Source organism: Sphingobium ummariense RL-3, from assembly GCF_000447205.1.
In the GTDB taxonomy this organism is placed as follows: Bacteria; Pseudomonadota; Alphaproteobacteria; order Sphingomonadales; family Sphingomonadaceae; genus Sphingobium; species Sphingobium ummariense.
Genome location: NZ_AUWY01000057.1, coordinates 90,662 through 100,852, shown reverse-complemented (window position 1 = coordinate 100,852; position 10,191 = coordinate 90,662). Strand labels below are relative to the sequence as shown.

Here is a 10,191-nt window from a genome sequence, read left to right as displayed (position 1 = left end):
CGCAAGCCGATGGAGGCCATGATGCCGCGGGAGGACGCGCATCGCATGGCCCGCACCCTGTCCTGGCCGCACCTGCTGGCGCTGGGCGTCGGCGCGATCGTGGGCACCGGCATCCTGACGCTGATCGGCGTGGGCGCCGACCGTGCGGGGCCGGCGGTGCTGCTCTCCTTCGCCATCGCCGGCGCGATCTGCGCCTGCGCGGCGCTCGCCTATGCGGAGCTGTCGACGATGATGCCGGCGGCGGGCAGCGCCTACAGCTATTCCTATGTCGTGCTGGGCGAAGGCATCGCCTGGGTCGTGGGCTGGAGCCTGATCCTGGAATACTCGCTGGTGGTGTCGACCGTGGCGGTCGGCTGGTCGGGCTATGCCGGGCCGCTGCTGACGCCGCTCGGCTTTCCCGAGGCGTTGACGCGGGGGCCGGAACTGGGTGGCCTGATCAACCTGCCCGCCATCTTCATCATCGCCGTGGTCGCCGGGCTGCTGATGTTCGGGACGCATGAGAGCGCACGGCTCAACACCATCCTCGTCCTCATCAAGATCGTGACGCTCAGCCTGTTCGTCGCCTATGCCCTGCCCGCCTTCGACGCGCAGCATCTGGAACCCTTCATGCCCTTTGGCTTCGCCAAGCATATGGGGCCGGACGGGGTGGAGCGCGGGGTGATGGCGGCGGCGGCGATCATCTTCTTCGCTTTCTACGGCTTCGACGCGATCTCCACCGCGGCGGAGGAGGCGAAGAACCCGGACCGCGACCTCGCCATCGGCATCGTCGGGTCGCTGGTCGTCTGCACGCTCATCTACGTCCTCGTCGCGGCGGCAGCTGTGGGCGCCATGCCCTTCACCCGCTTCGCCGACAGCCCGGAGCCGCTGGCCCTGATCCTGCGGGAAATGAACGAGGGCGGCGTCGCGCGGATCGTGGCCATCGCCGCCGTGATTGCGCTGCCGACCGTGCTGCTGGGCTTCCTCTACGGCCAGAGCCGCATCTTCCTGGTGATGGCGCGAGACGGATTCCTGCCGCAATCGCTGGCGCGGATCTCCCGGCGCGGCACGCCCGCGCGGATCACGGCGGTGACGGCGGTGCTGGTGGCGATCATCGCGGGCGTCCTGCCGATCGACGAGATCGCCGCGCTGGCCAATGCCGGCACGCTGATCGCCTTCACCGCGGTGGGCGTCTGCCTGCTGGTGCTGCGCCGCCGCGCGCCCGACATGAAGCGCCCGTTCCGCACGCCCGCCGCCTGGGCGGTGGGGATCGGCGCGGTGGCGGGATGCGCCTATCTGTTCGTCAGCCTGCCGATGAAAACGATCCTCGCCTGCCTGGTCTGGAACGCGATCGGGCTGGCGGTCTATGCCTTCTATGGCCGGCATCGCGCCACGGTCGCCGCATAGGCGCCCCGCCACTGGTCTTTTGCCGGCCCATCCCCTAAATGCGCGCCCATCATGGGACGCTTTTCGAAGATGCATGGCCTGGGCAACGACTTCGTCGTGATCGACGCGCGCGCGGACGCGGTCGGGATGACGGAGGCGCGGGCGCAGGCGATCGCGGACCGGCATGCCGGGATCGGCTGCGACCAGCTGATCCTGATCGGCGAGTCCGACAAGGCCGATGTGTCGATGCGCATCTTCAACGCCGACGGCAGCGAGGTGGAGGCGTGCGGCAACGCGACGCGCTGCGTGCCGCTGTTCGTCGGGCGCGACGTGACGATCGAGACGAAGGCGGGGCTGCTCGACGCGAAGGCGGTCGACGGCGGCGCCAGCGTCGATATGGGCGCGCCCCGCTTCGAATGGGACGCGATCCCGCTCGCCTATGCCATGGACACGCCGGCCATGCCGGTGAGCTGGGAAGACCTGCCCGCGCCCGCCGCCGTCAATGTCGGCAACCCGCATGTCATCTTCTTCCTGGACGATCTGGACGGCGTGGACTTCGAGCGCCTCGGCCCCCTGATCGAGCATGATCCGCTCTTCCCCCGGCGCGTGAACGTCAATTTCGCGCAGGTCGTGGGCGATAATCATATCCGCCTGGTCGTGTGGGAGCGCGGCGCCGGGCTGACCCGTGCCTGCGGCACCGGGGCCTGCGCCACCGCCGTCGCCGCGATCCGCCGCCGGATGATGGCGGGGCCGGTGACGGTCAGCCTGCCGGGCGGCGACCTGCTGATCGACTGGGCGCCGGGCGGGACGATCCGCATGACCGGGCCCGCCACCCATGTCTTCGACGGCGAGGCCGACTGGTCGCGCTTCTAGGATGAGCGGACCCGACATCATTACCATGGGCTGCCGCCTCAACATCGCGGAAAGCGAGGCGATCCGCGGCATGGCGGCGGGGCAGGACGACCTCATCGTCATCAACAGCTGCGCCGTCACTTCCGAAGCCGTGCGTCAGACCCGTCAGGCGATCCGCCGGGCGCGGCGCGAGCGACCCGACGCGCGGATCATCGTCACGGGATGCGCGGCGCAGACCGAGCCGGAAACCTTCACCGGGATGGCGGAGGTCGACGGCGTGATCGGCAACCGGGAGAAGATGGAGGCGGAGTCCTATGCCTCGTTGTTGCGGCAACGGCCGGACTCGGATGTCTCCGCGTCCTCCGCGGCTCCGCGCGAACTGAACGGTCTGCACGCGGAGGCGCAAAGGACGCGGAGAGAAAGAAGCGGGATCCCGGCTTTCGCCGGGATGACGGGCGAGAGAGTCCGCGTTTCCGACATCATGGCGGTGCGCGAAACCGCGCCGCACATGGCGTCCGCCTTCGCCGAACATGCGCGCGCATTCCTGGAGGTGCAGAATGGCTGCGACCATCGCTGCACCTTCTGCATCATCCCCTATGGGCGGGGGAACAGCCGGTCGGTGCCCGCGGGCGCGGTGATCGACAAGGCGCGGGAGCTGGTCGCGGCGGGCTACCAAGAGATCGTGCTGACGGGCGTCGACGTCACCAGCTACGGCCCCGACCTGCCGGGCAGCCCGTCGCTCGGCCTGCTGGTGGAGCGCATCCTGAAGGCCGTGCCGGCGCTGCCGCGCCTGCGCCTGTCGTCGATCGACAGCGTGGAGATCGACGCGCGGCTGTTCGACCTGATCGTGCACGAGCCGCGCGTCATGCCGCACCTGCACCTGTCGCTGCAGGCGGGCGACGACCTGATCCTGAAACGCATGAAGCGGCGCCATGCCCGCGCCGACGCGATCCGCATCGTCGAGCGGCTGAAGGCGGCCCGGCCGGACATCAGCATCGGCGCCGACATCATCGCCGGCTTCCCGACCGAGGACGAGGCGATGTTCGGCAACAGCCTGAGGCTGGTCGAGGAATGCGCGATCGTGCACGGCCATGTCTTCCCCTATTCGCCGCGCGCGGGAACGCCGGCGGCGCGGATGCCGCAGGTCGACCGGGCGACGGTCAAGGCGCGCGCGGCACGGCTGCGCGCGGCGTGCGCGGCGCAGCGGCAGGCGTGGCTCGAAGGGCTGGTCGGCACCGAGCAGTCCGTGCTGGTCGAGCGCAGCGGCACCGCCGGCCATGCGGAGAATTTCGCCCCGGTGCGCTTCCCGACGCCCCGGCCGCCCTCCTCCATCGTCCGCGCGACCATCACGGCGCTTGAGAATGGCGTCCTGATCGCGCAAGAGGCGGCATGATGACGGTTTCGAACAATGGCTGAAACATCCTGGCGCGATCGGCTGTTCGGCGGGCTCAAGCGCACGTCCGACCGGCTGGGCGAGAATCTCACCGGCCTCTTCACCAAGGCGGCGCTCGACGAGCAGACGCTCGACGAGATCGAGGAAGCGCTGATCGTCAGCGACCTCGGCCCCGCCATGGCCGGGCGCGTGCGCGAGCGGCTCGCGCAGGGACGCTATAATCGCGAGCTGACCGAGGAGTATCTGCGCGAGATCATCGCCGAGGAGATCGAGAAGGTGCTGGCGCCGGTCGCCCGGCCGCTGGAGATCGAGGCCTTTCCGCGGCCGCAGGTGATCCTGGTGATCGGCGTCAACGGATCCGGCAAGACCACCACCATCGCCAAGCTCGCCAACCTGTTCCTGGAGCAGGACTATGGCGTGATGCTGGCGGCGGGCGACACGTTCCGCGCGGCGGCGATCGGGCAGCTCAGGGTCTGGGCCGAACGGCTGGGCATTCCCATCGTCGCGGGCCGGGAAGGCGGCGACGCGGCGGGCATCGTGTTCGACGCGGTGAAGCAGGCAACCGAGACCGGCATCGACGTGCTGATCGTCGATACCGCCGGCCGCCTGCAGAACAAGACCGAGCTGATGGACGAGCTCGCCAAGATCCGCCGCGTGCTGGGCCGATTGAACCCGGCCGCGCCGCACGACGTTGTGCTGGTGCTGGATGCCACCACGGGACAGAATGCGTTGAGCCAGATCGAGGTTTTCAAGGACGTCGCGCAGGTGACGGGGCTGGTGATGACCAAGCTGGACGGCACGGCGCGCGGCGGCGTGCTGGTCGCGGCGGCGGAGAAATTTCGCCTGCCGATCCATGCCATCGGCGTGGGCGAGAAGATCGAGGACCTGCGTCCCTTCGACGCGGGCGATATGGCGCGGGCGATTGCCGGCACGGCCTATGCGCGTTAGGTCCCTGCTGGTCGTCCCGGCGAAGGCTGGGATCTTCCTTCTTTCCCCCTTCCGCGGCCTCAAGGCCAATGGGATGCCAGCTTTTGCTGGCATGACGAGGTAAAATCCAATGGCTGATACCAAGGTGGCGCCCAAGCCCGCCCACAACGGCACGCTCAGCCTGGCGCTGGACTTCGGGCCGCTGCTCGTCTTTTTCCTGACCTACAAGGGCGCGGGATGGGTCTGGGGGCCGGGCAATCCGATCACCGCCATGGTGCTGAGCACCGCCGCCTTCATGGCCGCGATCGTGGTCGCCGTGATCGTGTCGAAGGTGAAGCTGGGCCGCGTGTCGCCCATGCTGTGGCTCTCGGCCATGCTGATCCTGTTCTTCGGCGGGCTGACCATCTATTTCCGTGATCAGAGCTTCATCCAGCTGAAGCCCACCATCATCTACGCCTTTTTCGCCCTGATGCTGTTCGCCGGGCTGCTGCGCAGGAAGCCGCTGCTCAAATATCTGCTCCAGGCCGCCTATGACGGGCTGACCGAGGAAGGCTGGATGAAGCTGTCGCGCAACTGGGCGCTGTTCTTCGTCGCCATGGCGGTGGCGAACGAGGTGATGCGCCGGACAATGAGCTTCGATGCCTGGCTGGCGGTCAAGGTGTGGGGCGTGACGATCGTGTCGGTGGTCTTTGCCGCCGCCAACGTGCCGATGCTGATGCGCCACGGCCTGTCGCTGGGCGAGAAGCTGGACAGCGACGAGATCGGCGAGACCACCCCGCCGCAGGGCTGAGGCCCCGGCCTCAAAGCGGCCGGGATTCGCCGCCCTGGTAGATCCAGAGGTCACGCTCGCCGATCCCGAGCGCCACGCCGGCATCGCGCCATGCCGCCATATGGTCGGTCGCGAAATGCGCGTCGAGCGCCGCCTGGCTCTCCCAGCGCTCCGCGACATGGATGAGGCCGGGGTCAAGCACATCCTCCGCGAAGGCATAGGCGTGGCAGCCTTCCTCCGCGCGGCTCGCCTCTATCATCACCCGCATGGGCGCGCGGGCGGCAGGCATGTTTTCGGGCGGGAGGCGGAAGGTTCCGGCGATCAGCAGCATGGGCGGTGAGATAGCCGCATCCCGCAAGGAAGGGAAGCGGGCGCGAGCCTGGGGATGGGGCGGTTCGCCCGTCCGTTTCGGGTGGTAGCTGCCATTCCCCCGTCATCCCGGGCTTGACCCGGAATCCCGCTTTCCTCTTCTGCCGACCTGCAAACAAGAAGCGGGACCCCGGCTCAGGGCCGGGGTGAGGGTAAATCCGATGTCCGCTCCCGGCCGAAGCCGGCCCCTTCAGCTGCAGCTGCCGGCAAACTGTCTTCGAGGAAATCAATCCGCCCAAAGGCCAGCCATTCTAGAAGCTCCATCCGCCGCTGTCCCACGGATATTTCCGTGGCCCTGACAGCAAAAATCGTCTGTCCCCGATCCCTTTCCCTGCTAGGGAGCGCGATGGAGCCATCGGCCGCGCCATCCGTTGGGCGGCCGTCCACTTGAGAAACCGAGGAGTTTTGCCATGGCCTTTGTTCTTCCCGACCTACCCTATGCCAAGGACGCCTTTGGCGACATCCTGTCGGCCGAAACCTTCGACTTCCACCATGGCAAGCACCACAATGCCTATGTCGTGAAGGCGAACGAGCTGGTCGCCGCCGATCCCGCGCTGCAGGGCAAGTCGCTGGTCGAGCTGATCAAGAGCAGCAAGGGCGGGCTGTTCAACCAGGTCGGCCAGATCTGGAACCACACCTTCTACTGGAACTCGCTCTCGCCCACGAAGACCGAGCCGACTGGGCAGCTGCTCGACCTGATCACCGAAGCCTTCGGGTCGGTCGACGCCTTGGTCGACAAGCTGAAGGCGGAGGCCGTCGGCCATTTCGCCAGCGGCTGGGCCGCGCTGATCCTGAAGGACGGCAAGCTGGAAGTCACCAGCTACCATGACGCCGACACGCCGGTCGCGCATGAAGGCCATGTCCCGCTGCTGATCGTCGATGTGTGGGAGCATGCCTATTATATCGACTATCGCAACGCGCGACCCAACTATGCCGACCGCGTGCTCAAGGAAGCGATCAACTGGGACTTCGCCGCCCTGAACCTGGACGGCGAAGGCGTCAGCCGCGCCGACCAGCCGGGCTGATTCCCTGTACCGCCCGTCGCAATGCGGCGGGCGGAATTTCCGATCCGGCGCCGTCGCAGCATTCCGTTAACCGCCCCTGAGCTATCGTTCCCCCTGGACCCAAAAGGGACAGGGGATAGCCATGAATGTGGATGCGCTGCGACGGCAGCATCAGGATATTCGCGTGATCGCCCGGTCGCTGGGTGAAGCGGTTTCGGACAACAGCCAGCCGCGAGGCGTCGGGGCGCTGCGGTGGCGGTTGGCCCGCGCGCTGATGGAGCATCTGGCGCTGGAGGACGGCATCCTCTACCCCACGATGCAGCGCCTGCCCGAGGAACGGCATCGCGCCACCGCACTGCGGCTGCAGGCGGAAATCGGATCGACGGCCCAGACCTTCACCACCTATATGACGCAATGGACCGACGATCGCATCGCGCGGGAATGGCCGGTCTTCTGCACAGAGACCCGCGCCCTGCTCGATGCGCTCGCCCGGCGGATCGAGCAGGAGGAGCGCATCCTCTATCCGATCGCGGACACGGCCGCGCGCGGAACGCCCGCCGCCCGCGCCGGCTGAGAGCGGTCAGGGCGTTAGACCCAGGTTTTCCGCAAGGCCGTCAAGAGCAGCGCCGGGCCGCACGAGCAGCCAGTCGCGGCTCTGCGCGCCGTTGACCACGGTCACGGCGCCCCTGGGGCAGATACCCAGGCAGCCGACCTCGACGATCCCCGCCGCGGCCTTGCGGCCCTTCTTCAGCGCCAGATGCTTGCGCAGCGCCTTGGCCAGGCGCTGGTCGCCCTTCGGGCCGAAGCCGCCGTCGACCTTCTTCGAGCATTTGCGGCAGACGAGGACGGCATTCTGCCAGTTGGACCGGACATGATCCTTCACTCGGCCATGCTCCGGGGCTTCCAGGTCCGCCGTTCCTCGGCCGCGCGCAGCACTTCATAGGCCGCCTGGATCGCCTGGAAGCGGACCGCGGCCTCGCTGTCGCCGGGCTTTACGTCCGGATGGTTCTCCTTGGCGAGACGGCGCCAGCTGCGCTTCACCGCCTCGAAATCGGCATCGTCCTCAAGCTCCAGCGCCTTGAGCGCATGCAGCTCGTCGCGCGAGCGGCTGCCGTCGCCGGGGCCACCCCAGCCATGATAGGCACTCGACTGATAGCCGTTCGCCTCGCGGCGTTCGGCGCGTTCGCGCTGCTCCCGCTCTTCCTGGTCGAGGCCCTGGAAATAGTCCCAGTTGCGGTTGTATTCGCCGGCATGCTCGGCGCAGAAATACCAGCGTTCGCGGCTGTTGGGGGACTTGGGCGCGGGGCAGTCGCCCGGCCGGTCGCAGCCATGCCGGTCGCACAGCCGCACCGCCTGCGCCTCGCGTCCCGAGCCATAGCCGCGCCAGCGCGGAAAGCCCCAGTCATTGGATCGACCCGTTCGTGCCATCGGACAAAGGTAGGGAAGCGGTGGAAGGAACGCCAGTTTCGTTTTGCCGAAAAATGACCAGCCTGCCGGCCGATCACTGTCAATCGGGCATTTTGAACCTGATCATCTCGGCGCTGCCGCCACAGCCCAGCCCGCCATCCGGCCGATAGCTCTGCGCATATTTTGCGCGAGCGACGATCTTCTGGCCATTGGCACCGAAGATCATCGGCGGATAAGTGATGATCGCACGCTGATTGAGCGTGTGCCCATCGGCGGCGATATCGAACTGCACCCGGGTCCAGCCTTCAACGCCCACATTGACCATGTCGGTGGGATAGTCGTTGCCGAAGGTCCGCGCGGACTCCAGGCTGGGCTTCGCGTCGACGATCGAACATTGTTGGTCGGTCAGGCCGGTCGCCAGGAAATCGGCGCGCGCACCGGTCAAATCCTGCGCCGCTGCCTTGGCCGAGGCGCGGCGGGTGAGCGCCGCGACGCGAAGAGGATGATCCTTGCCCAGCGCCGGGTCGGCGATGACGCGGTCTAGCACGGCCTGGGATTGCGGCTTCTGCTTCGCGGGCAGGCGGTCATAGTTCATCAGCAACACTGTCGCACGGGCAACGGGATCGCTGGCATAAGGGCCTTCTTCAACCAAATAGTCCCATTGCGTCCTGTGAATAAGCCAGTCCACCCAGAGCCGGGCGAGCGGCGGAGCCGACTGCGAGGCGAGGATGGATAGCAGCGGCGGGCCGTACTTCTCTGCCTGTTCCTTGGTCGAAAGCGGGCTTTCCAGAATATCGGCCAGCACTTCTGCTTCGGCTACCGGTTGTCCGTTCGGCATGGCCCGCAGCCGCGCCAACTCCCCCTCCAGCGCCACGCGCCGTCGCGCTTCACTCTCGCCCTGCGGCTCGAAATGCGGTGCACCCTGCTGATCGAGCCACTGCCGGAAGGCCCTTTGTGGACCGAAGACGGGAGACGGGCCGCCTTCGCCGGTCGAGCAGCGTAATTCCAGCCGCGTGACGAAGCGGAAAAGCGCCGGGATCTTCGCCAGATCCTCCGGCCGCCAGGACCAGCGCATCACGGCGCGGGCAAAAACGAGGGCCATGCCGCCCGGACGGGAGCCGTAGACCGGCCGCGCATAGCTGACCGCGCCATTGTCGGCGATGCCGAATTCGACCACGGCGACGTCTTCGGGGCGAATACCATCTTCGCCACAGATCGGCAGGCCCATATCCGCACCCGCCGTGAAGTCCTGGGTCGGCATACGGCCGGCGCCGGTGTAGACCAGGTAATTGCGCGCCCTGTCCCGGTTTCCAGCCAGCATCGCCGCGATTGCGGCATCGGACCGTGCCACCAGATCGTCGTAATTGACTGTCATCGTCAATCCGCCTTCCGCCGACACAGTGCGGGCAAAAGCGGCCTGTGCCTCGGCAAAGCGCCCGAGGTTGAGCAGCGCGCGGCCACGCACGGCGGTTGCCTGTGCCTTGACCGCCTTGCTCTTATCCGGTTGCGCCAGGATCATCCTGTCGGCCTCTTCCAGCTTGGTCAGCGCCTGGGCGGGATCGACGAACACGCCCGCCTGGGCCTCCCGCAAGAGGCTGCCGACCTTCGCCGCTGGATCGGTGGTCAGAACGGCGGCGCGCGCGAAATAGAGCCGCGCCGCGTCGTAATCGAGGTCGGCCTGCGCAAGACGCCCCAGGGCGTCCAGCGCGTCGGCGCGATCCGCGTCGAGGCTGCTGTCCCCCTCGGGCAGGGCCACGACCGCTTGCGCCAGGAGAGGACGCGCCTCTTCCCAACGGGACATCAGCGTCAGCATGATCGCGCGACGCAGCCGGACGATCGCTAGGCTGCGCGGATTCTTCACCCGCTGCTCAAGTGTCGTCAGCAGCGCCAGCGCCCGGGCGTGATCGCCCTTGACCGCTGCCTCCGAGGCAGAATCGAACATCTGCTGGACGGTCAGGGGCGCTGTTGCAGGAGCCGCCGCGTCCTGCGCCATGGCGGCCATGGGCAACGACAGCAGGATCGCCATCGCACCCAGCCCGTGCATCGTCATTTCAATTACCCCCGACGCGACTCTTCCCTGCAGAGCCAGCCTTATCGCCCGCAGGGCG

At 67.5% G+C, this 10,191-nt stretch carries 11 protein-coding genes; 7 read left to right on the top strand and 4 right to left on the bottom strand.

Translation table 11 applies throughout. From position 1 onward, the window contains the following. From M529_RS32375 to ispZ, 5 genes are all read left to right on the top strand, one after another. Positions 1 to 1,383 (top strand): amino acid permease (locus tag M529_RS32375; RefSeq protein WP_021317415.1); only part of this gene is annotated, 1,383 nt, incomplete at its 5' end. A 48-nt stretch (positions 1,384 to 1,431) separates the two neighbouring features. Continuing rightward, positions 1,432 to 2,235 (top strand): diaminopimelate epimerase, encoded by an 804-nt coding sequence (gene dapF, locus M529_RS32370; RefSeq protein WP_174391616.1) that lies wholly within the window; start codon positions 1,432 to 1,434, stop codon positions 2,233 to 2,235. A 1-nt stretch (position 2,236) separates the two neighbouring features. After that, a complete protein-coding gene (gene mtaB / locus M529_RS32365) occupies positions 2,237 to 3,607 on the top strand; it encodes a tRNA (N(6)-L-threonylcarbamoyladenosine(37)-C(2))-methylthiotransferase MtaB (protein ID WP_021317413.1) in 1,371 nt (456 codons plus the stop codon). A 15-nt stretch (positions 3,608 to 3,622) separates the two neighbouring features. Next, complete coding sequence (gene ftsY / locus M529_RS32360; RefSeq protein ID WP_021317412.1) at positions 3,623 to 4,555, top strand: signal recognition particle-docking protein FtsY; 933 nt, start codon at positions 3,623 to 3,625, stop codon at positions 4,553 to 4,555. A gap of 109 nt (positions 4,556 to 4,664) precedes the next feature. After that, a complete protein-coding gene (ispZ, locus tag M529_RS32355) occupies positions 4,665 to 5,324 on the top strand; it encodes a septation protein IspZ (protein ID WP_021317411.1) in 660 nt (219 codons plus the stop codon). A gap of 10 nt (positions 5,325 to 5,334) precedes the next feature. Here ispZ and M529_RS32350 read toward each other — a convergent pair whose 3' ends face one another. Beyond that, a complete protein-coding gene (locus M529_RS32350; RefSeq protein WP_021317410.1) occupies positions 5,335 to 5,634 on the bottom strand; it encodes a putative quinol monooxygenase in 300 nt (99 codons plus the stop codon). Positions 5,635 to 6,082: 448 nt separating this feature from the next. Between M529_RS32350 and M529_RS32345 the strand changes: the two genes are divergently transcribed. Further along, positions 6,083 to 6,697: a superoxide dismutase gene (locus M529_RS32345; RefSeq protein WP_021317409.1), complete on the top strand. Its 615-nt coding sequence runs from the start codon at positions 6,083 to 6,085 to the stop codon at positions 6,695 to 6,697. 121 nt (positions 6,698 to 6,818) lie between these two features. Continuing rightward, on the top strand, positions 6,819 to 7,250 hold the full coding sequence (locus M529_RS32340; protein ID WP_021317408.1) for a hemerythrin domain-containing protein: 432 nt from the start codon (positions 6,819 to 6,821) through the stop codon (positions 7,248 to 7,250). Between the two features lie 6 nt (positions 7,251 to 7,256). Here M529_RS32340 and M529_RS32335 read toward each other — a convergent pair whose 3' ends face one another. The 3 genes from M529_RS32335 to M529_RS32325 form a co-directional block, all read right to left on the bottom strand. After that, a complete protein-coding gene (locus M529_RS32335) occupies positions 7,257 to 7,559 on the bottom strand; it encodes a thioredoxin domain-containing protein (protein WP_021317407.1) in 303 nt (100 codons plus the stop codon). Continuing rightward, entirely contained in the window at positions 7,556 to 8,104 is a 549-nt protein-coding gene (locus M529_RS32330; RefSeq protein ID WP_021317406.1) for a J domain-containing protein, read from the bottom strand. Before M529_RS32330 ends, M529_RS32335 begins: the two co-directional genes overlap by 4 nt. A gap of 79 nt (positions 8,105 to 8,183) precedes the next feature. Further along, entirely contained in the window at positions 8,184 to 10,133 is a 1,950-nt protein-coding gene (locus M529_RS32325; protein ID WP_021317405.1) for a hypothetical protein, read from the bottom strand. Between the last annotated feature and the right edge of the window lie 58 nt (positions 10,134 to 10,191).

Excerpts from the sequence above, each read along its gene's own strand:
- ispZ (WP_021317411.1), top strand. The coding sequence starts at position 4,665 with ATGGCTGATACCAAGGTGGCGCCCAAGCCCGCCCACAACGGCACGCTC.
- M529_RS32350 (WP_021317410.1), bottom strand. The coding sequence starts at position 5,634 with ATGCTGCTGATCGCCGGAACCTTCCGCCTCCCGCCCGAAAACATGCCT.
- ftsY (WP_021317412.1), top strand. The coding sequence starts at position 3,623 with ATGGCTGAAACATCCTGGCGCGATCGGCTGTTCGGCGGGCTCAAGCGC.
- M529_RS32340 (WP_021317408.1), top strand. The coding sequence starts at position 6,819 with ATGAATGTGGATGCGCTGCGACGGCAGCATCAGGATATTCGCGTGATC.
- mtaB (WP_021317413.1), top strand. The coding sequence starts at position 2,237 with ATGAGCGGACCCGACATCATTACCATGGGCTGCCGCCTCAACATCGCG.
- M529_RS32345 (WP_021317409.1), top strand. The coding sequence starts at position 6,083 with ATGGCCTTTGTTCTTCCCGACCTACCCTATGCCAAGGACGCCTTTGGC.
- M529_RS32330 (WP_021317406.1), bottom strand. The coding sequence starts at position 8,104 with ATGGCACGAACGGGTCGATCCAATGACTGGGGCTTTCCGCGCTGGCGC.
- M529_RS32325 (WP_021317405.1), bottom strand. The coding sequence starts at position 10,133 with ATGACGATGCACGGGCTGGGTGCGATGGCGATCCTGCTGTCGTTGCCC.